This is a genomic window from Acinetobacter larvae (genome assembly GCF_001704115.1).
Lineage (GTDB): Bacteria > Pseudomonadota > Gammaproteobacteria > Pseudomonadales > Moraxellaceae > Acinetobacter > Acinetobacter larvae.
This window is the reverse complement of record NZ_CP016895.1, coordinates 1,188,100-1,213,266: the sequence shown is the minus strand read 5'-3', so window position 1 is coordinate 1,213,266 and position 25,167 is coordinate 1,188,100. Positions and strand designations below refer to the sequence as shown.

At 43.0% G+C, this 25,167-nt stretch carries 18 protein-coding genes and 3 pseudogenes; 8 read left to right on the top strand and 13 right to left on the bottom strand.

Translation table 11 applies throughout. From position 1 onward, the window contains the following. The first annotated feature begins 9 nt into the window (after nt 1–9). The gene (locus BFG52_RS05395; protein WP_067553385.1) at nt 10–621 is read left to right on the top strand and encodes a hypothetical protein; all 612 of its coding nucleotides are present in this window, start codon (nt 10–12) and stop codon (nt 619–621) included. A gap of 48 nt (nt 622–669) precedes the next feature. Here the strand turns inward: BFG52_RS05395 and BFG52_RS05390 are convergent, their stop codons facing one another. Together BFG52_RS05390 and BFG52_RS05385 are read right to left on the bottom strand one after the other, a co-directional pair. Further along, a complete protein-coding gene (locus tag BFG52_RS05390) occupies nt 670–1,563 on the bottom strand; it encodes a DMT family transporter (RefSeq protein WP_067553383.1) in 894 nt (297 codons plus the stop codon). A 106-nt stretch (nt 1,564–1,669) separates the two neighbouring features. Then, nucleotides 1,670–2,143, bottom strand: coding sequence for a YaiI/YqxD family protein (locus BFG52_RS05385; RefSeq protein ID WP_067553381.1), 474 nt, complete (start codon nt 2,141–2,143; stop codon nt 1,670–1,672). A gap of 245 nt (nt 2,144–2,388) precedes the next feature. Here BFG52_RS05385 and BFG52_RS05380 point away from each other — a divergent pair, with 245 nt between their 5' ends. Further along, entirely contained in the window at nt 2,389–3,330 is a 942-nt protein-coding gene (locus BFG52_RS05380; RefSeq protein WP_067553379.1) for a hypothetical protein, read from the top strand. A 176-nt stretch (nt 3,331–3,506) separates the two neighbouring features. On the opposite strand, the pseudogene BFG52_RS05375 reads toward BFG52_RS05380, so the two are convergent. Next, nucleotides 3,507–4,274, bottom strand: a pseudogene (locus BFG52_RS05375) (type I glyceraldehyde-3-phosphate dehydrogenase); the annotation flags it as partial. Beyond that, nucleotides 4,272–4,547: pseudogene (locus tag BFG52_RS17475) on the bottom strand (glyceraldehyde 3-phosphate dehydrogenase NAD-binding domain-containing protein); the annotation flags it as partial. The pseudogenes BFG52_RS05375 and BFG52_RS17475, both read right to left, overlap by 3 nt. Before the next feature lie 391 nt (nt 4,548–4,938). On the opposite strand from BFG52_RS17475, the gene alaS reads away from it, so the two are divergent. Then, nucleotides 4,939–7,629 carry an alanine--tRNA ligase gene (alaS, locus tag BFG52_RS05370; protein ID WP_169817562.1) on the top strand — a complete coding sequence of 897 codons (2,691 nt, stop codon included), beginning with the start codon at nt 4,939–4,941 and terminating at the stop codon, nt 7,627–7,629. A gap of 153 nt (nt 7,630–7,782) precedes the next feature. Here the strand turns inward: alaS and BFG52_RS05365 are convergent, their stop codons facing one another. The 7 genes from BFG52_RS05365 to BFG52_RS05335 form a co-directional block, all read right to left on the bottom strand. Continuing rightward, nucleotides 7,783–9,672, bottom strand: coding sequence for a bifunctional metallophosphatase/5'-nucleotidase (locus tag BFG52_RS05365; protein WP_067553374.1), 1,890 nt, complete (start codon nt 9,670–9,672; stop codon nt 7,783–7,785). A gap of 130 nt (nt 9,673–9,802) precedes the next feature. After that, complete coding sequence (locus BFG52_RS05360; RefSeq protein ID WP_157758071.1) at nt 9,803–10,189, bottom strand: hypothetical protein; 387 nt, start codon at nt 10,187–10,189, stop codon at nt 9,803–9,805. 252 nt (nt 10,190–10,441) lie between these two features. After that, the gene (locus tag BFG52_RS05355) at nt 10,442–11,662 is read right to left on the bottom strand and encodes an MFS transporter (protein ID WP_067553367.1); all 1,221 of its coding nucleotides are present in this window, start codon (nt 11,660–11,662) and stop codon (nt 10,442–10,444) included. A 319-nt stretch (nt 11,663–11,981) separates the two neighbouring features. After that, nucleotides 11,982–12,566 carry a biliverdin-producing heme oxygenase gene (locus BFG52_RS05350; protein WP_067553365.1) on the bottom strand — a complete coding sequence of 195 codons (585 nt, stop codon included), beginning with the start codon at nt 12,564–12,566 and terminating at the stop codon, nt 11,982–11,984. A gap of 201 nt (nt 12,567–12,767) precedes the next feature. Beyond that, nucleotides 12,768–15,476: a TonB-dependent hemoglobin/transferrin/lactoferrin family receptor gene (locus BFG52_RS05345; RefSeq protein WP_081408627.1), complete on the bottom strand. Its 2,709-nt coding sequence runs from the start codon at nt 15,474–15,476 to the stop codon at nt 12,768–12,770. A 90-nt stretch (nt 15,477–15,566) separates the two neighbouring features. Beyond that, nucleotides 15,567–16,460 carry a FecR family protein gene (locus BFG52_RS05340; RefSeq protein WP_067553364.1) on the bottom strand — a complete coding sequence of 298 codons (894 nt, stop codon included), beginning with the start codon at nt 16,458–16,460 and terminating at the stop codon, nt 15,567–15,569. A gap of 66 nt (nt 16,461–16,526) precedes the next feature. Continuing rightward, on the bottom strand, nt 16,527–17,054 hold the full coding sequence (locus tag BFG52_RS05335) for an RNA polymerase sigma factor (RefSeq protein ID WP_067553363.1): 528 nt from the start codon (nt 17,052–17,054) through the stop codon (nt 16,527–16,529). Nucleotides 17,055–17,340: 286 nt separating this feature from the next. On the opposite strand from BFG52_RS05335, the gene BFG52_RS05330 reads away from it, so the two are divergent. From BFG52_RS05330 to BFG52_RS05310, 5 genes and pseudogenes are all read left to right on the top strand, one after another. Beyond that, nucleotides 17,341–18,180: a helix-turn-helix transcriptional regulator gene (locus BFG52_RS05330; protein WP_067553362.1), complete on the top strand. Its 840-nt coding sequence runs from the start codon at nt 17,341–17,343 to the stop codon at nt 18,178–18,180. Between the two features lie 198 nt (nt 18,181–18,378). Beyond that, nucleotides 18,379–20,505 carry a TonB-dependent siderophore receptor gene (locus BFG52_RS05325; RefSeq protein ID WP_067553361.1) on the top strand — a complete coding sequence of 709 codons (2,127 nt, stop codon included), beginning with the start codon at nt 18,379–18,381 and terminating at the stop codon, nt 20,503–20,505. Nucleotides 20,506–20,603: 98 nt separating this feature from the next. After that, on the top strand, nt 20,604–21,014 hold the full coding sequence (locus tag BFG52_RS05320) for a cupin domain-containing protein (RefSeq protein ID WP_067553360.1): 411 nt from the start codon (nt 20,604–20,606) through the stop codon (nt 21,012–21,014). Next, nucleotides 21,007–22,278 carry an MFS transporter gene (locus BFG52_RS05315; protein ID WP_067553359.1) on the top strand — a complete coding sequence of 424 codons (1,272 nt, stop codon included), beginning with the start codon at nt 21,007–21,009 and terminating at the stop codon, nt 22,276–22,278. The genes BFG52_RS05320 and BFG52_RS05315 overlap by 8 nt, the downstream gene beginning before the upstream one ends. 269 nt (nt 22,279–22,547) lie before the next feature. Continuing rightward, nucleotides 22,548–23,456, top strand: a pseudogene (locus tag BFG52_RS05310) (LysR family transcriptional regulator); the annotation flags it as partial. A 535-nt stretch (nt 23,457–23,991) separates the two neighbouring features. On the opposite strand, the gene madM reads toward BFG52_RS05310, so the two are convergent. Both madM and madL read right to left on the bottom strand, forming a co-directional pair. Next, a complete protein-coding gene (gene madM, locus BFG52_RS05305) occupies nt 23,992–24,756 on the bottom strand; it encodes a malonate transporter subunit MadM (protein ID WP_067553358.1) in 765 nt (254 codons plus the stop codon). Further along, nucleotides 24,749–25,159: a malonate transporter subunit MadL gene (gene madL, locus BFG52_RS05300; protein WP_067553356.1), complete on the bottom strand. Its 411-nt coding sequence runs from the start codon at nt 25,157–25,159 to the stop codon at nt 24,749–24,751. The genes madM and madL overlap by 8 nt, the downstream gene beginning before the upstream one ends. Between the last annotated feature and the right edge of the window lie 8 nt (nt 25,160–25,167).

Sequence of the window (25,167 nt, the reverse complement as noted above, 5' to 3'; positions counted from 1 at the left end):
GAGGTTTTTATGAATATTTCACAGCATCAATCGAGTACTTTAGAACGTCGTATGATGTCTCGTATCGATGCTGCACTAAGGATAAATTATCAGATTATCAGTGATGAAGCCGCGCTGCGCGATCCATATGATCCCAATTTTATCTTGCCGCGCTATTTTCTACTACTTGCCGAATTAGATCAATTTGATCACGCACTTAAATACGAATTACAACAATTAAATGAAAAAGATCAACATATTGCTCAAATCCTGAACTTATTCAATCAAAAGCTCAACTTAATTACCGGCGCATTATATGACTCGACCGTGCAAAGCCTACTCCCTTCCCCGCAACAAGTAAACTTTTCCGAAAGTGGCTTTAGTTTCTATCATGATCAAGCGCTCAAAACAGGATGTCACTTACATGTCACTCTAAGTCATCCAGATCACGCCTTTCATATTGCAGCCACAGCACAAATTGCCTACGCCGAAAGTACCGAGCAAGGACCTTATCGCATAGGTGCTTATTTTGTCAGTTTACATCCCAACGATCGGGTCAAATTGGCTGCCTGTATACGACAACATCAACAAGAACAAGCCAGTGATTATAACAATGACGCGACCTTTCATCCCTCGATATAACATTCAGCAACAGCACTACAGCACAGCACCGAATACCTGCAATCCGTGCTAAACACGCGCACCGAACATACGCATAAAGTAAATTAACAGCCCAGATAACAATAAGACTGCCCCTAAAAGTACCCAAGCATTGGGGATTTCATTGTTCAATAGCGCACCCAATAACAACGCCAACAAAGGCGTCATGACAGTGGTTAAAGACAGCGTGGTTGCTTGAATATTTTTCACCAATTTAAAATAGCAATACATCGCCAACATCGATGCCATCACCACAGTATAAATCAGAGACAGCATGGTTTTGAGGGATGGTAATTGCGTCGGTGCATATTGCCAAATAAACGGTAATAATAACAACGCCAGCAAGGTGGAGACTAAAATAGAGCCCGTTGCCTGTGCCATGACATCGAGTTGTGCATTGACTTTCTTGACCCAAAATATTGAAAGCGAGTAAAAAAATACGCTAAACAACATCAAGATAATACCCGTCAGTTGCACATGCTGCCCCGTTCCAGCACTCAGACAAATCACTGCCAAACCCGATACCGCCACACACATGCCAAGCCATTGCACGGCATGCAAACGCTGTGAAAAAGCAAAGTGTCCAATTAAACCCGCCATGATCGGTGCCAGTCCAAACATCAGCGCCAGAATACCCGAGCTCAAATATTGGGTTGCCGCATAGGTAAAAATCTGCGAACCAATCAAACTAAAAGCACCCGCCAAATAACTGTGTAGCGCCTGACGATTGCATGGCAAGTTAATTCTAAACAGCAGCAATAAACTGCCAGACAACAGCAAAGCCAATACAAAGCGCAGTAATAACGCCCACATGATATGAAGATCAGTGACACTCCAAACAATGGCCAATGGGGTTGTGGACCAAATCACCACCAATAACATATATGTCAAAACGATGTTGCTGGTGGATGCTGTACTAGACATGAAAAATCCTTTGCCGCGCGCTCAATATAGACTATAGACTGTGATCTGAACCCAATAAATGATTTAACGACGAACACATAAGCTCAGTATCGTTACTGCTTCAGCTTTAGGGTGCTGAAGACAGACGTATCTGTTTTTGGATCAGTTGATCTAAATGGCTGGAAAATTCACGCTTATCACGTTCAGAAATTGGCGCTGGACCACCGGTTTGTACCCCAGCACCGCGTAATACATCCATATAATCTCTTAAATGCAAACGTGCTTTGACATTGGCGGCAGTATAGATTTCACCACGCGGATGTAAAGCTACGCCTCCCTGAGCAATCACTTCAGCGGCTAAGGGAATATCTTGCGTAATCACAATATCATGCGCTTGCATACGTGCCACAATTTCCTGATCGGCTTTGTCGGCACCAGACATAACCTGTATGCTTTGTACACGGGTAGAATTGGCAATACCGGTCGCTTGATTGGCAACAAAAAATACTTGCAACTGATAACGATCAGATGCTCTTAAAATAATTTCTCTTAAAATCCGCGGCAGCGCATCGGCATCAACCCATAATTTAAATAACAACACCAGAGCACACCCATTTACACAGAAAAAACTATCTTAGCAAATTGCTCAACTTTACTGTGCTGCATTGCAAAGTTTTTAGTCGACTACCCTGCTCCACCAAACAATCTGCTTATTTTATCGACAACTCGCTGGATATTTTTGGTTATTCCATGCATTTTTAGGGCTATTTTACCTCTGCAGGCTTGAATTATCCCAATCACCCTCGATTTAATAAGCAATGTTATTCATTTGTTAAATAAAAGCTTATGCACAATCATAATAGCCCAGAAATAATTCGCATTGATGAACAAAACTTTGGCAGCCATGTTGAACATTGGAGTTTGTTAGACGAAGATGCCTGTGCAGTGGTTCCGAGCTGGCTAGGTCAGGCACTCAACGCACCGATTATGCCAATGGGGCTTTGTGCACAAGAAAGTGATATGGACCCAACTACTTGGCTGATTCAGGGACCACAACATAGTGCAGTCATGCTGAACCAAGTGATTGATGTAGTAGAGCATAAACCCCAAGCGGTCAAAACCGCATTCCCTAGTTTTAGCAGCCCCTATAAAATAAAAGCCACAGTACAACGCATTATTTGTAGTCAATCCAATAGCCAAGCGGTTTTACAGCTGAATCTTGGTGCCAATGCCGTGGTCTATGCCTTTGACACACTCTATAGCGTTAACCATACCCAATATCAAAAACAACAAGATTATGCTGTGCAACTCAATGCTTGGGCCTATGACCTTGAAAAAGTCGCAGACCACGAACAAATCGTGGTGGATGATGCAGCATCCATCAAACATCATCGCGCATTGAATGATATTTTATCGGCTCACCAAGGCATTGCACCCGATAACCTACAAGAACTCATCGATGCATGGCAGCCCAAATCAGCGCAAGACCTTGAACCGGTTACTGTCGATTTTTCTAAAATGGTCGCCTACTTATATGGTGAAACACTAGGGCAAGAAGATGAAGCTTGGTTCCAAGGTAAAATTGTGGGCATCAGCAGTATGAAGTTTATGGAAAAAGACATTCAGCTGTATGATGTCACCTTAATGCTGGAACAAAACCAGCCTGCCATCTTGGTCCGTGTTGCTGCACCGAATGCCACTGCGCAGCAATTTGCCATTGGACAATACATCCGTGGCAATATTTGGATTCAAGCAGAAATCCATCAGCCACACATTAACAAGGCTTAGTTTTTAGCCTCGTGCAATAGCGTCTAAGCCCAGCATCAAAGCAGAGCCCCAATGTGCTCTGCTAATTTTTAAGCACTATGCGAGTCCAACAACATAAATAACATATAAGTGCAGCGACATGCTCGCTGTGAAACAATGTGCTAGTCAGTGATGTGCTAGGAATTTGATAATCTAAGCTATGAATGCTCAGCCGCAATCGCTAAAGCATTACAGAGGTCTAATAAGCGATTGGCATAGCCCCATTCATTGTCATACCAAGCGAAGACTTTAAATTGTTGACCAATTTGCATGGTCAAACTGAGATCGACAATTAATGAATAAGGTGAGTGATTAAAATCACTCGATACCAATGCTTCATCGGTAACCTGCATAATGCCAGCATAATCTTGCTGCGCAGCCTCACACAAACGTTGTTTTAAATCTTTAATATCTATTGCTTTACGCGTTACAAAGCTCAAATCAATTGCCGCTACATTTAAAGTCGGTACCCGTATCGAATAACCGTCGATGCGCCCTTGCATCTGTGGCAATACTTGTTGCAATGCAGCCAGTGCCGATGATGTGGTTGGAATAATATTATGCCCCGAAGCACGCGCACGACGTAAATCACGATGTGCCTGATCCAGCACCGACTGATCTGCAGTCACCGCATGAATTTCTGTCATTAATGCGCTTTGCATCCCAAAGGCATCATCAATAATCTTCACCAAGGGCACCAAGGCTTGTGTGGTACACGACACGCTAGAAATAATACGATCTTGCGCTTTGATCTCATCATGGTTGACCCCATACACCACAGCTGCATCAACACTATCAAATGGTGCTGCACCAATAATGACGCGTTTAGCACCGGCATTGAGATGTTGAGTTGCCGCAGCACGTGAACGAAAATGCCCGGTACATTCCAGTACCACATCCACCGCGAGGTCAGCCCAAGCTAAGGCCGCAGGGTCCGGCTGTTGCAACATCAAAATCCGTAGACGATGCTCAGCATGAGTAATATTGAGATAACTGCCGTCAGCTGTATGTTCTAATGACACCTGACCTGCAAAACGACCATGACTCGAGTCATAACGAAATAAATGCGCCAAGGTTTCAGCATCGGCAATGTCATTAATTGCAACAATGTCAAACTGAAATGGCGTAGGGTTTTCAAACCAAGCGCGCACCACATTACGTCCTATTCGACCAAATCCATTAATCGCCACACGTTGCATTTGTTATCCTACGTTGTTACATCAAACCTGCGTCATCTTAACGGATTTTTAAAATCAAGCCTAAGTTTTTTAACCTTTTTAGGACGCTCACGTGCAATGCATCGATTTCACAACGCATAGACCCAGCAATACTGGCTTTTTACCGCAAGATACATTGCCGTAAGATACATGGCTTAGGGCAACAGCGCTAAGCCTCTTGCCCATTCAAGCATAGCGGCAATCAGGAGAATTGCCATTTATTCGTGCTAAAGTCGTTGGTTGCTTAAAGTTTTTCCGTTATAATTTGTCGTTTTCAATTTATAAGCCGCGTATTATTCCAAGCGCTTCAGCTCTAAAGAAGCATTCTAGAATATACATTTAGCCAAATTCAAAATTATGGAGTGACTTGGTTGTGAGTACTCGTTATATGACATCCGCTGAAATTCGTGAAGCATTCTTGCGCTACTTTGAATCGCAAGGCCACACACGTGTCGCATCGAGTTCTCTGGTTCCCGCCAATGATCCGACATTGCTCTTTACCAATGCTGGGATGAACCAGTTTAAAGATTGCTTCCTCGGCTTAGACAAACGTGACTATGTTCGCGCAACCTCTTCACAAAAATGTGTCCGTGCTGGTGGTAAACACAATGACTTAGATAACGTTGGTTATACTGCACGTCACCACACCTTTTTTGAAATGTTGGGTAATTTCTCATTTGGTGACTATTTCAAACGTGACGCCATCCGCTTTGCCTGGGAGTTCCTGACTTCTGCACAATGGCTCGGGCTAGACCAAGAAAAACTCTACGTAACGGTCTACCATACCGATGACGAAGCTTTTGATATTTGGCATAAAGAAATTGGTCTTGCGGCAGAACGTATTATCCGTATTGGCGACAACAAAGGCGAAAAATACGCTTCAGATAACTTCTGGGCAATGGGTGATACCGGTCCATGTGGTCCTTGTTCTGAAATTTTCTATGACCACGGTGCGCACATTTGGGGCGGTCTACCGGGCACAGCAGAAGAAGACGGTGACCGTTTCATCGAAATCTGGAATAACGTCTTTATGCAATTCAACCGTACCGCTGACGGTGTACTGCATCCCCTACCTGCACCATCTGTCGATACAGGCATGGGCTTAGAGCGTATTTCTGCAGTTTTACAACATGTCAATTCCAACTATGAAATTGACCTATTCCAAGACTTACTCAAAGCCGCAGCAGAGATCATCGGTGTAGAGCTGTCTCAAGATGTACTCAACGCAGCAGAAGAGCATAAAACCATAGACTATCCTGCCTCGCTTAAGGTTGTCGCAGACCATGCACGTTCTTGCTGCTTCCTAATAGCCGATGGCGTTAACCCATCCAATGAAGGTCGCGGCTATGTACTACGCCGTATTATCCGTCGTGCTGTCCGTCATGGTAATAAAATGGGCGCGCAAGGTACCTTCTTCTATAAAATGCTGCAACCCCTGATTGCAACAATGGGCGAAGCCTACCCGCAGCTGGCAGAACAACGTCAACGGATTGAAGCAACCTTGATTCGTGAAGAAGAACTGTTTGCCAAAACACTTGAACAAGGGTTGAAATTACTAGAAGCTGAGTTAGCGCAACTCTCTAGCAAAGTTATTCCGGGTGCCACAGTCTTTAAACTTTATGACACCTATGGTTTCCCTACCGACCTCACCGCAGACATTGCCCGTGAACGTGGTTTTGAAATTGATGAAGCTGGTTTTGAGGTGGAAATGGCTGCGCAGCGCCAACGCGCCCGTGATGCCGGTAAATTTGCTGTCGATTACAATACCCTCATCAAAACCGATGCATGTACACAATTTGACGGTTATGAACAAACCCAAGGTCAGGGGCACATCATTGCCATCTATAAAGATGGTGAAGAAGTCACAGCATTACAAGAGGGTGATGAAGCGATTATCATCCTAGACCAAACCCCATTCTATGCAGAAAGTGGTGGTCAAATCGGTGATACTGGTTTCTTTAAAAATGAACATGGCATCTTTGAAGTACAAGATACCAAGAAATCTGGCAAAGCCATTGTCCATCACGGTGTCCTGACCATGGGCAGTATTGCGACTCAGCAACAAGTTGAAGCAACTGTGCAAGCCGATCTCCGTGCAGCGATATCTCGCAACCATTCTGCCACGCACTTATTGCATGCAGCACTACGTCAAATCCTCGGTAGCCACGTGCAACAAAAAGGCTCTTTGGTTGCCAGTGATGTGCTGCGTTTTGACTTTGCCCATGATCAACCCGTAAGCTTTGAACAATTACAGCAAGTTGAACGCTTGGTTAACCAAGAAGTAATTGCCAATACCGCTGTACAAACCGAACTACTGGATATCGAAAGTGCCAAAGAAAAAGGTGCAATGATGCTATTCGGTGAAAAATACGGTGATGAAGTCCGTGTTTTAACCATGGGAACGCTACGTGACAATAAGGCATTCTCGATTGAGCTTTGCGGTGGTATACACGTCCGTCGTACTGGTGATATTGGTTTATTTAAAATTACTGCTGAGAGTGGTGTTGCTGCTGGGGTACGCCGTATCGAAGCAATTACCGGTAGCGCAGCACTTGCTTGGGTGCAAAAAACGGAAGCTGATGTTCAACACATCAACAGCTTACTTAAAGCGCAAAAAGATCAAACTGTAGATCGGGTTCAAGCCGCAGTAGAGCAAAATAGTGCGCTACAAAAGCAAATTGAACAACTCAACCAAAAACTGGCTCACGTCCAAGCGACCGAACTTTTAAGCCAAGTTCAAACAATCGCAGATCGTTCTACACTGATCTGCAGCATTCCTGCCACAGATGCCAAAGCTTTGCGGCATTTGCATGACGGCATCAAGTCTAAATTAGCCGATGCTGTTATTATCCTCATCGGTGTAGATGGCGACAAAGTCAGTCTCATTGCATCTGTTGCCAAAGAATTGACTGCGACGCTCAAAGCGGGTGACATCATCAAACATCTTGCCACTGAACTCGGCGGTAAAGGGGGTGGTAAACCTGATTTAGCACAAGGTGGCGCGCCACTGAACGAGAAATTGGACAGTGTTGTGGCTGAGCTCCCTGCTTGGCTGGCACGCTAAGCATTTTACCTTTTGCATAACAGCTTATATAACGGATCTTGGGAATCATCTCCTCCCAAGATCATGGCTTACTTAACTTAAATGGAATAACCATGGCATTCATCATTCAAAAGGATGAATGCCATTCAGCCACAATCAGAAAATCTAGCGCTTTTATTCCTTATAACGTTGTGTACTATATTGCTCCGTCGCTAAACGTTTTAGCTGTTTTGCGCCTTTATTCCCTGCTAAATTTTCGATGTACTGTAAAAATGCCTCAGCATAATCCAAGCCAACATCAACCCGACGATCACCTGTAATATTTTTAAAGCTGCTATAAAAGTCTTGTCCATCTGCTAAAAAGTTAATTGTGATCACTTGATAATATTGGTTGGGGTTCAATGCTTGATATTGACCTTGTGCATTGCGTACTTGTAAATTGGATATACGCTGTCCTTTGGCTTGGGTTAAATCAACATGCCATGTCAAACCACCAGCATAAGGATAACTGCCTGAATTATTTTTGACCACGGCATCCATAGCATCTTCTAATACCGCTTTAATTTCTTGCCCAGTGGCTTTTAATTGCACTAGGGTATTTTTAAATGGCAGTACGGTATATATTTTCTCTACCGTAATATTGCCCTTGGGTAAATCGACTCGTACACCACCACCATTTTGAATGGAGATATCTGCTTTAAAATATTTTTTGCCTTGTTGTAAAAATGCCTCGGCAACCAATTGCTGTACATCACCACCATGTTGATGAATAAAATCTGATTTATTACACACATCTCCCAATACTGATCTCGATGTGTCCTTGCTTGAACCCGGTACTCGACGTAAACAAAGATTATCTTCGGCAATGGCAACTTTTTCTTGCCCTAATAATGCTTTTGCAATGCTATAAGGCTCTAATATACGTAATGCATATGGATCGGGTTTGACGATTTTTAATGTATTACTTTGGGCGACATCTTGGCGAATCATAGCCAGCTCTTGGCTATTTAAGACCATTGCGTCTTTCGCACTACGCTTAAAATTGTCATCGATTAATACATTGGCTCGACCCTGACAATTACTTACTTTGCCATCGGCATCAAAGTTTACTTTGAGTTGCCCCACCACATAGGCATATTGCCAAGCCTGTACCACACAGACCTGATCACCATCTTTATTTTTTAATAGAGTCGGATAATTACCTTCAGGGCTAATACCATAATTTTTGAGTTTAGAATCTGCCAATAAAGTATGCGAATCACCTCCAACAATCACATCAACACCCGATAGCTGGCGTGCTAGCTCTTGCTCTAAACCATAGCCTAAATGTGATTGCACAATAATTTTATTAATACCTTGTTGTTTAAGCTGATCGATATATTTTTGTGCCGTAACGCGTTCATCATGAAATATAGTATCGGCATTGGGACGTGAAGCATTTTTAGTTTTATCAGCAATGGTTAAGCCTATGAGCGCAATTTTCTGCCCTTCTCTTTCAATAATGGTATAAGGTTTAACCAAATCACTTTTATACAATGGCGAGCTGGCACCAAATTGCACATTGGCACTCAATACTTGGGTTTTATTTTTACAATTCCCTTTGTTATTTAAAAAGTCTATAAATTTCTTTAAACCCGCATCGGCATTATCAAACTCATGATTGCCTAAGGTGAAACTATCAAAACAAACGGTATTCATGAGGTCGGCTTCTGCCTCACCTTCTTTTAAAGTAAAATACAGATCACCCGTTAAAGCATCACCAGCATGAATTTTAATTGGATTCTTCTCAGTACCTGCCAACTCATTTATGAAAGCAGCAACACGCGCAAAACCACCATTGGATACCTGTATCGATTCACGCGTTCCAGCTGAGGTCTCTAACAGCAATTGTAGGGTTTCTTCATCCAGATGTGAGTGGCTATCATTAATATGTAAAATATTCACTTCTAATGGTTTTTTACTTATAACACTGGGTTTTTCATCGTCTTTATCATCATGGCATCCCACTAAAATCATACTTGAAAAAACGATGCCATAAATCACTTTAGCATATTTGTTGGTCATGTTTATTGCTATCACAGCATATACTCGCAAGGATTGTCTTTAAAACAACAATCATCGAACAACATGGTTTAATGTTGATGACACGCGGGTTATGCATATTCTAAAACAGTTCTAAAACAGATAATTTTGCTTACATACAGGTGATGTTGGGATTTTCAGCTTGATCTTTAAAGGCTCGATATTCTTCTTCGAAATCTTCTTTGCTGAGGCTAATATCATTAAAACCGGATTGTTTTAACGATGCGCTAAGCTCATCAAAATGGTTATATATAAACTCATAGACCTGCAAATCTGTTTTCATCTGCAAACAGTCAATTTCAGCTAATGCTTGATATTCTGCGCTACTTAAACCATCTCGCCCATTTGCGGCAGAAAATGCTTTGCGTTTTGGCTTAATGACAAAATCATGCTGCAAACCGCTCATCGCTGGTGGCTGCATATAAAAAGAACGATATTCTTTTGCCATCGAAAATTGTGGTGCGAGCAGAACACTGATTGAGAAAACTATGCTCGTCATGCTCTTGATGCGTTGATATTTTAATCGTCGTATAGGCATATTTAATGAATATCCAGCACAAATACATGATAAATATAACATAAATAAAAAAATAAACACGACGAATAGCAAATAACTCAGTCATCTTTTTTAAAACTGATCATTCAAAATAAAGATTTTAAAATTTATATTATTGGGGAAATAGTACATCGTATGTCATCCTTCACATACGATGCGATGCATTGTTATTAAGCCTGTTATTAAGACGACAATTTAAGATCGCAATTTTGTCTGTTCCAAGCGCTGTAAGTGTTGCGCTTCATTTTTAATTCTTTTGGGTAAAATTAATGCGACAACCAATAAAAGCAATGCCGCCAACCAATAAGGCAACTCGATTTTATAATGATATAGCACGGTTGCCAATAAAGGCGTAATCATCATGGCTAAACCCTGAGCGGCAGAAATCAGCCCAGATGCAGCACCTTGCTCATGGGCTTCTACACGATTGGCAGTAATAATACTCAACATTGGGAAAATCATACCACCACCGATTCCCATTAAAATCGCACTAGAAACAAATAAGAGCAAACCTTCTGTCAGGGTCACGCTGATAATACCGACCACCATGGATAATACCCCGAGCGATAAACATAGAAAGTGTCTTTTCGGTTTAATTTTAGATAAAATCACTTGCACAATAATCAATGTTAAACCCACTGCACTTAAGGTCATGCCTGCAATTGATGCGCTTTGTTGTTGACTGCTTAAATGCAAATGGTCAAAGGTATAAAAGCCGATACACATATTGAATGTCAAAATACAGTTCATGGTCAAAAACATCATCAACACGGCAAAGCGAATACGTGGATCCGTCATTTTTAAATTCACGCTTTGTATTTTACTGGGTTCTATTATGCGTTGGCTTTCTTTGAGTTTAAATGTGATAAGCAATAATGCCAATAACGGCAGCGCTGCTGCAAAATAAAAAGGTAAACTTAAACTGCTATTCGATAATGCTCCCCCAATAAATGGACCCACAAATAGTGCTAACCCCCCCACAGCGCCCATGCCAGCCAAATAGGCAGCACGTTGTTCACCTTGGTAATGGTCTGCAATATAGCCCACCACCACCGGGTTTACCCCAGAAAAGAAACTTGCATTGACACAACGTAATAACAACATCACCAACAAAATCGTCATGACGGTTAAATGATGTTGTAGTGTATAGGTAATAAAAATTGCCCATAAAAGATAGCTGACAAAAAAACCAATGGTCAGCGGTAAATATACTTTCTTACGTCCCAATTGATCACTACGTTTGCCCCAAAATTTAGCGGTTAACATCCAAAATAAACCCGACAAACTCACAATTAAACCAGCATGCCACTCCAATAAACCTTGTGTTCGAATTACTGGTCCAATAATCGGCAGTACCATCATAAAGGACATTTGCAAAAGCATATAACTAAGGAACAACACTTTGGTTTGGTGCATGGTAAAGAGACTCTTATAAATCGGATGATAGATCAGATGGTAAAACCAGATAGGAATTAGATTATAGTGTGATACTAAATAAAATCATACGCAATTGCGCTAAAAACGCAAATGATAATTAATATCAAAAATGACTTTCATTTTATATGCTATTTTCATTTTTATTCCCAGTTTTCATTTTTATCTCCTCGTTTCGTTTTTATTCCCAGTGTTCGTTTTTATCTCGTTTTTATCTGTATGGATTGCTTTTTATATTGAATGACGCGCAACTCTGATCAAGCAACGCGTCATAACACAAATAAATCAACGTATTTTAGATTTATTTCAGTGTATCAAGATGGCTGAGTAAATCACCAAAATGAGCAAAAGCCTGCATCGCACCATCTACCACTTGTTGTTGTTCACTGGGCGAAAACTGAGCATCATCCAGTGCCTGTTTAAAACGTTTCCATACTCGCATACGCCCTTCTGGATAAGCCGCTAAATTACGTGCAGCAAAATCAGCACTAAAGCCCAATTTGGCTTGTGCCTCTTTAAACAAAAAAGCCGCGCCTAAAGTTGAGCCTTCAGAAACATAAATCCATCCTAACGCTTGCGGATAACGAACATGTAAAGTACTGATGTCCATGCCTTGAGGCTGAATGCCTAAGTCTGTTAAATCTTGACGTGCCGCCTCTGAGCGCCCACGTATATCTAAATCGGGGATCACAGCACCGACCGCTGTAGATTGATAGAGATATTCAATATCACGTTGAAAATAGTATTGTGACAAAGTGAATTGCGCATAATTCTCTTTGCTCTCAAATACCTTGGCTTGTTCCATCAGCATTTCCATACGGTCGTGCTCTATTGCAGTCTCTGTTTTAAGACGCAACGATAAAGTATTTTGCGTAGTATCTGTCATATCTATTCCTTAGCAACTTGCTTGGGTCATTTATACATCCAACATTCATGGGGCTGAATGGATCGGGAGATAATGAGGAACATTTAGCATGCTCCGCTAGAACACAGTGCCAATCAGCCCCATGAGCACGTTAAAATTAGATTTTGAGCAAATCTAAGTCTAAATCTAAATTTCAAAAACTCAATCAACTGCTTATTACAATTAAAACTTATATTCCAACCCAGCTTGGAAGGTACGTCCACGCCCCAGCGTACTGCTTTGAATATCGCCAAAGTTCACCACATAAGCTTGATTGGTCAGATTCTCTACAGCAGCATGTAAAGTAAGCTGGTCATTCACTTTAATATTGCCGTATAAATCAAATAAGGTATAAGTTGGCCAGTCGGCAAGATAAGGGAAATTCGTTGGAACCGAATGATCTTGATAACCTGGGTTATAACGGACAATAACACCCGCATCTAAACGGCGATCAAATGCACGCCCACCTAGGGTTAATGAACCCCGATCTCCCGGTAAAAATGCAGACGAGTTAAAAATCGTACCATCATTACAGTTAATCGAACTATTCCAATCTTCAGCTGGAATTTCATAATAATTGCCACGCTCTCCACCGGTATAGGTCACACCGCCCATCCAAGCAGAAGGTGTACAATAATCATTTTTACCAATCATATGGGTATAGTTAAGATCGACATAAAAATAGTCGGCATCATAATTGAGCTGTAATTCGATGCCTCTAAATTTACTTTTTTCAAGGTTATTGACATAGGCGGCATTACCAATACTCGGAGAGAAAATGCCCGGTTTAACCCGTGCAATATGTAGATTGATATAGTTGTCTACCAGTGTGTCAAAATAAGCGGTTTTGACAAAGAAACGGTCGCCATCACGGAATAAATTCTGCCCTATTACACTCACACCCGCTTCCCAACTTTGACTTGATTCTGGTTTTAAGTAAGGGTTGGGATATTGGGTAGAAGTACTATGCGCACTGCCGTAGGTTAATGTTTCAGTAATCGCGGGTGGACGCCATGCTTGACCATAATTGGCAAATAAAGTTAACCATTCCACCCCTGGATGAACTGAAACAGCAAGCGTTGGACTGAGTTGTCCTTCTTCATCATTGATATTCCATTCGCGATATTCTTTTAATGCACCACCACAGTTGCTCAGTCTGATCTCGGTACATGGATTTTCTTTGGTATAAGGGAAAGAGGCTATCTCAAAGCCTGTGGTACCACGCAAACGGTAACGGTCATAACGTAAACCGGTTTGAATATTTAACCAATTGCCATAATCCCAAGTCATATTGGTAAAGGCACTGGACATCAAGCGATTCCCTTCTGGTGTGGTCCCTTTGGCAACAGCACGATTAGAATCACTGCTCGATTGATCATAAAAAATGTCTAAACCATAATTTAAGCTCAAGGTACTGGCATCAGACAATGACCAGCGCGAGGTATTTTCCAGCTGCAAACCATAGGTTTTTAACGCTAGGGTTGACCAATATCCATCGGTACCCAAAATATTGGTTGGGTAGGTGTCACTATTATCTTTGGTATTGACATAATACAGTTTCGCTTTTAAATCGAGTAAAGGCTGGTCACTGAGCTTTAAACTATAATCTAATGCGATATTTTGTGAATCGATCTGACTAAAACCAGTACGCTTCCAGCCTAAATAATATTTACTATAATCATCTGGATCATGAATATCTTTTAATGCACTGGCATTGGGGGTATCTGTTTCGGTTTTCAGATAACTCAGTTGTAAGCGTTGCCCCTCACGAATATCCCAGCCCAATTTCCCCAGATAAGAGCGCATTTTATAATTGGTATCTGTGACTTTATGGTTTTTAATATAATCGGTGAAATTATCATAATTATTGGTGGCATTATTGACCCGAATATTACCAATATCGCCTTTTTTCCCCGGATAATAATCGCCTAAACGACGATCACTTATACCCAATAACGCATCAAAGTTTTCATAACGCCCAGCGATCACGGCACTACCAATAAAATCTGTGGCATTGTCTCCCGTACTGGCACGGATTTTCCCACCGACCGGCTTAGACGCTGTTAAGAAATCACTGGCACTGACCGTATTGAAGGTAGCGATCCCGCCCAATACCCCAGCACCGCCCATCGCACTGGATGCACCTTTTTCAATCACCACCCCAGACAGTAATTCAGAGTCAATGTACATTTGACCATTACGCTGTCCATGACCACTTTTCTGGAAATTCTGTCGCATGCCATCAATGTTCATATTGACACGGCCATAGTCTTGAATACCGCGAATATTGACCGATAAAGCAGGATCTTGCTGACTCACACTCGAATAGACACCAGCAGTTTGTTCTAGCATATCGGCTGCATGTTTTGCAGGACGGTCTTCGAGTTGCTTCCTTGAAATCACACTGACCGAACGAGCGGGATTGAGATCTATCGGCTCATCATTGGCTTTGAGCACAATGGTCGCCAGTTCGCCCTGCACGGCGGCAGTTGTTGACGTCTGTTGTGATTGTAGTTTGTCCGCTGGATTAGGGCGATCACGCTCAACGATGAGGTAAGTCTCGCCACTGCGTCGTAAGCTCAGATTGGTGCCTTGCAACAGTTTATGCAGTGCTGCCTCGACCGAGAGCTTGCCATGGATTTGTGGTGCCGTCTTCTGATTGAGAATATTGCCCACATAAATAATCTCGACCTGACTTTGTCGAGCCAATTGCTCAACCGAACGCTGTAAGGATTGTGCTGGTAAATTTAACTCCACATCTTGTGCTTGCACAGCAGATGAATAGAGCAACGCTGCCATTACTACGCCCAATGCTGTCATTTTAAAGCTTGGATATCCTTTAGCATTAGGATATCCATGTTGTCTATGATCCACAGATGTCACTACATCCATTGCAAACCTCATTTCGGCAAAATATATCGATTCTCATTTGCTATGACGATTGAGAATCATTCTATGTAAACCTCCCGCAAAAAATATTTTTTATTTTGGTTGAATACGCCAATGATTGGCGTCGACTTGCTCAACCTTAAGCGCAGCAACTTGTGGCAATACCGTTAAAAACTGCTGATAATTTTGTGTCTTAAACTGACCGTTTATCGGGATTTGTTTCAGTGCGGGACTGGCTATGCTGACTTTGAAATCATGATAGCGTTGGAATTGTTGTAGTGCTTGCGCTAAGGGGGTGTGCTGAAAAACCAGCTGCCCATGTTGCCATGCCGTCACTGTATCATTGTCAATCCATTGAATGGACTGCAATTGCTGCACATGGTTGGTCAAAGACTGCCCTGTACTTAAACGAACCGGCGCTTGATCTGAGCCTAAAGTTGAGACTTCAACTAGACCACGTTGTACACTGACCGTTGCATCAGTGGCATTATGTTTTTGCACTTGAAATACCGTACCAATATCATGGACATACAATTGCCCAGCCTGAACTGAAAAAGCGCGTTCAAAGTAGCGCCGTAGCGGCTGCTGCGAATGCTGCACACTAAAGCTCGCCTCTCCTTGTACTAAGGTCAGTTCTCTACTGCGTAAATGGTGACGGATTTCAAGCTGTGTATTGGTATTGAGCAACACTGTCGTGCCGTCAGTCAAAGTGACCTCTTGTTGCTGCCCGATGCGCGTGGCGAACATTTGCTTTTGATAACTCGGATTGTATGCATATAGCCCCACCACTGCACACACCACGCCCAAGGTCGATGCCAGCAGCGCCTGCTTTTTCAATCGACGTTGCCGCGCGCGTAAAATAACGGCTTCTTTACTGGGAATAAAAGGTAAAACTTCTGCATCGAAACAAGAAATCATGTGTTGAATTTCTTGCAAACTATAATGTTCCTGTTCTTGCGGCGTATGGGGCTGTTGCGATGACGCCATTAGCATTGATCCTCAATAAAAGCCATTACTGTAAAAGCCATTAGCGCTGCTCCTCAATAAAAGCCATTAGCGCTGCTCCTCAATAAAAATAGGCAAGAAACTTTGTAAAGCACGGGTTAAATGTTTGATAACCATCATCCTTGAAATCCCTAGCTGTTTGGCAATATCAACTTGCGTCATACCATAAAATTGACTCAATAAAAAAACATCCTGACACATCGGGGGTAAGGCTGCGATATGAGCCAAAATCAATTGACCGTATTGTTTTTTGACCAGACTGAGTTCTTGGCTACTCAGTAGATGCGCTTCAGCATCGCTAAAAGCATCTAAATCTTCCACGCTTTCAATATATTGCGCGTCATTTTTATTTTTTTTGAGATAATCAAGTGCGATGTTCATACTGACTTTTTTAAGAAAAGCCAAAGGAGAATGCAGGTTATGGAACTGTTCGGGGCGCTGTAAAACTCTTAAATATGTCTCTTGCACAATTTCAAAAGCTGCCTGCCGATTGCCCAATTTAAAACTAATATAATTGACGAGGGTGTCATAATGCGCAACCAAATCATCCATAGCTGTCGCAGATGAGTTCTTCATATTAGAACGCCCTCAAATACAAATAAGAACCATTATCTGTATCTGCGCAAGATAATCAATCTTTTACTGATAATTTCAAGTCAAGCAGCTCAATTCTTTCACAATATTTATTTTGAATCCTGCGAATCGAGCAAAACAGCAGGCACAATATCAGCGCATGATCATCCATGAGCACATGCTTGATGTCTGCGAAAAAATACCATGAGGACAATGCAAGCTGGTAAAATCACGCAATATAGATGAGAATGATTCTCGAAACTTTGATTTAAATTTCTGGACGATCCACTTGCAACAGCATCATTGGCAGCATCGCTTGCATTTTTCCGACTTATCTATCTCAGCTGGCAGTTTAGCAGCCGACACCACGACGCCCTTAAAAACCGAAGACCAAGAAACCGAGGGGCTAAAATTGGTGATTTTATTAAGGGGAGAAATTTGCTATGAAACAGCTTTTGCGCCCGCCAAACAACTAAAAGGACCATTTTGCCATCTGCTACGCAACGACTTACCACTCATCGTGCAGCATCAATATAGCTTGAGACAACCGATGCAATATGTTTCTATTCGCCTCCCCTTGGCTGAAAACCAGCATTTCTTTGCTCACAGTATTGATCCTTTACTCCAAAAACAACGTGATTATCTGGTCAATGATGGTCTCGTCTCTGCTGAGATTTTACAGTTGAGTCGGCAAATCTTAGCGCTTGACCCACAGCATCCTTTAGACCAATTACAAATTCCCGCCAAAGGCTTGGATATTCTCTATCGCTTTTTACAACAGCAAGGACTCAAGCCAACAGGGCTAAGCGCACAACTGCAACAACAACTTGAAGTTGCCGCGCAACACATACAACAGCATATTCAACACCCCTTTACGCTTAAACAATTGGCGCAATATGTCGGACTCAACCCCAATAAACTGTCATTTGCTTTTCAGCAATATTTTGGCTGTAGTGTCTATGATTATTTGACCCAACAAAGAATTGCCAAAGCGCGGTGTTTATTGGCACAAAGCCATATGCCGATCAGTGAAATTGCTTGGCAATGCGGACTAAGTGATTCACACTTTAGTAAATTCTGTAAGCAACATTTGGGCATGAAGCCCTTACAACTGCGTAGTCGTCACTAGCGTTTATTGAACAAAGCTGTTTTAGCTCAATTCCCTAAGACCTGTTAATGCAAGCAGTATTAGCTAAGCCATTTGCTTATTTATACACTTTCGCCAAATTTATACACTTTCGCTAAAATCTCTGATGATTTCACCAAAGTCACGGCAGCACGGTATTTACAATAAATAAAAATGATTCTTATTTATTGAAGGACGCCTATGTCTACCCTGTGCAATCGTGTCTTTAAAGTCTCCTTACTGAGTTATTGCTTAGCTTCTCTAGGGCTTTATGCCCAAGCCTATGCTGCAGCAACTGACCAAGATGAGCCCACGCAGCTTGACACCATTACCTTAACCGCAACAGCAGACCAAGCTCAAGTCAGTCAAGCCAAGCTGGGCGATACACTGCATGATATTCCTCATTCAGTTAAAGTATTTAGCGCCCAAGAGATGCAGCAAAAGAACCTACAAAGTCTAGATGAGGTGATGCAAAATACGTCTGGTGTTACCACCCAACCCTTTCAATTGTTAACCACCAGCTACTATACCCGTGGTTTTAAAATCGATTCTTTTGCGCAAAATGGCACACCGATTTTAATGGGCAATATGGCGTCTGCACCACAAGATATGGCGATGTATGAGCAAGTTGAAATCATCAAAGGTGCCAATGGTTTATTACAGGGCACCGGCAACCCTGCCGCCACGGTCAATCTGGTTGCCAAACGCCCACTGGATCATGTTGCAGCACAAGCAACACTCGGTTATGGGCGTTGGGATCATCTCAATAGCAGCCTAGATCTCAACCTACCCTTGAGCCCAGATGCTCGCGTCAAATCACGTTTTGTTGCCAGTTATACCGACAAAGACTTTTTTTATGATGTGTCCAAACAACGCTCAGAAAATTACTACGGGGTCATCGATTTTGATCTGACTGAGCAAATGACGCTCTATGCAGGGGTACATGATCAAAGCATTCGTGGCGGCACCAATATGGCAGGTGTACCTTTTTATGCCGATGGCAGTGATATGCATTTGCCACGCCATACCTATTTGGATGTCAGTTGGGACCGTTTTGATTGGGACAATACCCGAGTCTTTGCTGGTATAGATTATAAGTTTCAAAATGCTTGGTTACTGAATGTACAATACAATCGCTTTGATGGCGATGCCGAGCTGGACTATGCAGGTGCAACAGGCAAAGTCGATCCCAATACCGGTCTAGGTCTTAAATTAACCGGTGGTTCTTATCTGTTTAAAAACAAACAAGACAGCCTAGACGCTTATGTCAAAGGCACAGTGCAACTGTGGCAACGTCAGCATGAGCTGTTATTCGGTGCGCAATATCAAAAAACCTCGACCGAACAATGGTCAGCGATGGATTTTCGTTTAGACCCCAATATTGCTGTTGATCCATGGCATTGGGACCCCAGCCAAGTGGCGCAGCCCTATATGGGCAACTATATGTCACGCGGTCCAGAAAACATCAAGCAATTGGGTTTTTATGCAACGGGACGCTTTGCCTTAACTGATCAGCTCAAAGCGATTATCGGTGGGCGTGTCAGTAACTGGGAACATCAAGCCAACAACCAAGTCAATAAACTGGATCATGAAGTTACCCCTTATGCGGGTTTAGTCTATCAACTTAACCCTGCTTGGATGACTTATGTCAGCTATGCACAAATTTTCCAACCCCAACAACAACGTAGCTATAACGATGAATTACTTGATCCAGTGCGGGGCAGTACTACGGAATTGGGCATCAAAGCAGACTTATGGCAGCAACGTTTAAGTCTCAATGCGTCAGTTTATCAAATCATTCAACAAGACCGCGCCCAAGAAGACCCTGCACATCCCTGTGTCTCTTCTTTTGATACTGCCTGTTATATCGCTGATGGGCGTGTACGTAGTCGAGGCTTTGAGCTCGAAGCCAATACACAACTCAGTCCAAGCTTCACACTCAATGCCAGCTATAGCAATAACCACAGCAAATACCTACGTGATGCCGAGTCAGCGGGTGAAGCTTTTGCCAGTTTTGCGCCACGGCACATGTTCAATCTCTGGGCAAATTATCGTCCTGAGTCTTTGCAACAACGTTTGACACTGGGCTTAGGTTTAAGAGCACAAAGTGATTTTTATACCCAATCTGGTGCTGTGCGCCTCAGCCAAGGTGGCTACAGCGTATTTGATGCCAGTGCACGTTATCAGATCAATTCGCATCTGGAAGCCGCACTTAATATAAAGAACCTGTTTGACCGCCGTTATTACCATAGCCTGTCAGGTGTGAATTGGAATAACCGTTATGGCGAACCGCGTGCTGCCATGTTCAGCCTACGTGCCAATTTCTAAAACGCATCCCCTCTGACGCACTCAAGACAATGCTTTGTCATGACTGCCATAGTTACTAAACCGGCTATGGCAGCCTCATTTTTACTTAGGAGATTGCCATGCCACAGATTAAACCACTACAACCTTTTAGTTTATTTGAGCAATTGGTTGGACTGCATGCCAAAAATTTTAAAAGCTCTATTGAATCTATACACCATAAAGGGCGCAGTGAAGCGGACTGGATTGTCGGGCTGAAAAAATTTGCAGACACCCAAGCCCTGCATGGTCATTTTTGGGAAAAGCACCCCAAAGGGGATGAAACCATCTTATTAATTACTGGCACGTTAGAGCTGTGTCATTGTGATGAGAACTTTCAACAGGTACAGCGTATCCAGTTACACGCTGAACAAAGCATCGTTATCCCCGCCAATACTTGGCATCGTTTTGAAGTCATCCATGCCGGCAGCTTGCTATTTATGACGCCTGCACAAGGTAGCAAAATTGAAAAAGTTGCAAATCATCATGACTAATCTTCATCCCGGCCTACGCTGGCTACTCATTGGCTTATTGTATCTATCACAAGGAATCCCCTTAGGCTTAGCCATGGACGCCCTCCCCACGCTACTCAAACAACAAGGTGCAAGCTTAGAAAATCTTATTTTTCTACCCTTTGTGGGTTTACCTTGGGTACTTAAGTTTTTATGGGCATCCAGAGTCGACAACCACTATAGCACTGCACTGGGACGGCGCCGTAGCTGGCTGATTCCGATGCAAAGTATTTTGTTACTGTGCCTGATTCTTGTTGCCACGATTGGTATCCATCCAGCAAGCAGTACTTGGGTGATTACACTTGCTGTGATTGCTTCTTTTGCCAGTGCCACCCAAGACATTGCCACAGATGCAATGGCCAGTGAAAGCTTTGACACAACACAGCTGTCTAAAGTCAATGCCATCCAAGTCGCAGGTACCATGGTGGGATTTTTTATTGGCGGTGCAGGCGTGATGATCTTGAGCGGACATTGCGGCATATCCACGGCGCTATTGCTGCCAATCAGCATAATAACCACCAGTTTAGTGTTATTGATCTTAAGCCAAGAAAAAGCGGTACAGCCAGTAGCTCCCTCCATATCATCCAACAGACCATCAAACATGCCACCAAACGATGCTTTGACGGTGCGACAACAACGCCATGCCAGCCTAGGGCGCTTTTTGCAACGTCGTGGCAGTACATCCTTATTGTTACTGGCAGCTTTTTCGGCTATTGCAATGGTCTCTAGTTTTGGTTTAGGCAAACTGGCTCTGCTGGATCATGGCTGGTCTGTTACACAAGTGGGTCAATTGGGTATGCTAGGTGGCGTTAGCACTATTCTTCTCGGCTGTGGTGGTGGCGCGCTTTTACTGCGTTTCTTTAGTATCCGTCTCATCTTTATTTGGGGGATGTTAATGGGCATATTGGCGGCAGTCCTTTGGTTGTTTTTGCTGCAGCAAACACAGATCTTATTTGTTGCTGCTTTAGCTGCCACCATGCTGGGATGTTTTGGTGCTGGCTGTGCCTCCGTTGCCTTAATGACACAAGCGATGCGTTTTGCACAACAAGGCAAACAAGCAGGTACCGATATGACCTGCGTACAGAGTGCACGAGATATGGGGGAAATGCTGATGTCTTCATCATTGCTGAGTATCTCTGCCGCACTGGGTTATGCTGCTGGCTTTGCTATGGGCATTGTGGCGGCAATCGTCACCATTGTGGTGGTAGTGCTATCGCGGCAGCTCAAAGCCAATGATGCTCCCTAATCTACCTATTTGCCGCTGCTTATGGCTATAATCTATGCTAAAGTCAATCCGTTAAATTTATTTTTTTCAAATAGATATACCAATCAAAAACATCAAATAGCCACTTTAACTGTGGCTATTTAAGTCTGACAAGGCACTGCGCTAAGCTGGATATACCCAAATAGATGCACATGCTGAGCACCAGAACCCGAAGCCCAACTTTACTGTCTCTCAATCATGTGCCGCAGCCTTATCACCCATCATTTTGCCCAAAACAAGGAGTGTGTTTGATGCAAATAGACGATGAGTTCACCATTCGAAAAATTCAAACTTTCTTAGCTTTTATGCGCTGTGGCAATCTTTCCAAGACCGCCGTTGAACTGCAAATTAGTAATGTCTCTGTGCATAAGGCGCTACACTCTTTAGAAAATACTTTGGGCTGCCCCCTGTTTAAAAATGAAGGGCGTCGTTTAATTCCATTAAAAAGCGCTTATGTACTCCAAGACCACGCACAAAAACTGCTACAAGATATGCTGCTTGCGGTCAATAAAACCCGTGAAGCTGCTGGCTTTGCCGCCAAAGTGCTGCATTTAGGTTCGCTCTATTCGCTTACGGTCAATACCATTCCAAACTTGATTAGTGGTTTAAAACTCAGACGTGGTGAATTGGATATTCAACTCTTGCTCAGTTCCAATGTCGATTTGGTCAGTAAATTAAAATCGACTGAGTTAGATGCCATTATTGTTGCGCTCAACTCATCCAGCACAGACAGCAGCTTTGAATATCTCCCCTTGTTTGAAGATGAAATTTATTTGGCTGTACACAAAGATGCCAAATGGGCACAGGAACAACACATCGACCTAGCGCGCTTAAAAGATGAGACTTTCTTAACCTTATCGCAAGGCTTTGCAACCCGTCATGACAGCGATCTAGTCTTTCAAAAAGCGGGTATAGACCCCAAAGTATTTTTACAAGTCAGCGATATATTTACCTTAGTCAGTATGGTCAGTACTGGGGTGGGTGTGGCGCTATTACCTGGGCGTATTTCCAGTATTTATGAAAACTCTGTCAAACTGATTGCACTTCAGGAACCTTATCGCATTCAACAGAAAATCGGCCTGGTTTTTTTAAAGAGCAAAGAACGTGATCCCAATGTCCTCGCCTTGCTCGCAGAATGTCGCATGTTTGCCTATCACTATGGGCAAACACATGCTACGCAACAACATGCGCCGCCAAAGCACTCGCTGAGCCAGTACCGCAAAACACCGCAGTGCAGTAATCCAGCCCAGCCCAACAGATCTAAACACCAGAAAAAAACGCCATAAAATATATGTCTAGCCAACTACAGCTCAACATACGACTCGAATCGCTATAAGCTTAGCACCAGCCCATAGGCAAACGAGGGCAATCCATAACAGCCCTCGTTGCTCTATTTTTTACATGCTCAGTGCCCGCAACCACACTCGGTCTAAGCAGAAACAGCGTATCTCAGCTAAGTTCACAATTAGCCCAACGAAATACCGCGTCTCAGCTAAGTTCACAATTAGTCCAACGAAATACCGCGTCTCAGCTAAGTTCACAATTAGTCCAACGAAATACCGCGTCTCAGCTAAGTTCACAATTAACCCAACGAAATACCACGTCTCAGCTAAGTTCAATTAACCCAACGAAATACCACGTCTCAGCTAAGTTCACAATTAGTCCAACGAAATACCAAGTCTCAGCTAAGCCCAATTAACCCAACAAGGCTTTTACCGCAAAGAATAATACTGTTGGTCCCATCAAACAGCCCAGTCCGGTATGGAATGTCGCCGTTAAAGCACCATAAGGCACTAAACGACGATCCGTTGCAGCTAAACCTGCAGAAACACCACTGACTGTGCCTGCTAATCCACCAAAAATCATTGCTGAGCGTGGATTATCCAAGCCCATAAATTTTGCGGTCATTGGCGTAGACACCATGACGCAAATGGCTTTGACTAAGCCTGTAGCAATCGATAGTGCCATGATATCGGAGCTGGCACCAATTGCAGCACCCGTTACCGGACCAACAATATAAGTGACCGCGCCGGCACCAATGGTGGTAATACTGACGGCATCACGATAACCAAAAATCCAAGCGAAGATACAACCGACTATAAACGGTAAAATCGTACCCAATAATAAGGACAATGCACCGATAAATCCGGCTTTTTTGGCTTCTGTCGCCTGTACTTCAAAGGCCGTAGCGACAATGGCGAAATCACGCAGCATGGCACCCCCCATTAAACCAATTCCAGCAAATAAACTGATATCGGTAATGCCTTTTTGACCTCCTGTTACAAAGCCGCCAAACCACGCCAAAATTAATCCAATCACGATGGCAATGGCAGAGGCATGTACCCGACCTCGGGTCAAATATTTAGACAGCTTGGTAGAAAGCCACATAATCAAGGCAATTAAAGCAAAAGCGGTAATCAAACCTAAACTGGTGAGATCTTTTAAGAGTAAATCAACCATGAAGTTTTACTCCTATAGCAGCATCTTGTTGTTCGCTAGGCAAAGGCTCACCTTTGTGATAACGACTTAATACTGCGATGGTTAACGTACAGACTGCAACCGTACAGACCGCAGCAAATAATGCCATATGCCCACTCGACAAAGCGGTAATCACGTTCTGTTGTGCAGCCATAGCAACCACGATTGGAATATACATAGTGCCCCAGAACGCGACACCTCGTTCTGTTTCGATGTGCATGAGACCATGCTTTTCCATCCAAATTCTGATGCAGATTAATAGGATCATCGCGATCCCTACTCCACCGACATTGGAATGTACACCAAAAAGCACCCCGAGTAGATCACCAAGAATGACCCCAATAATTGTTGAAATTGCCAGTAAACCAACACCATAAATAATCATTTTAATAT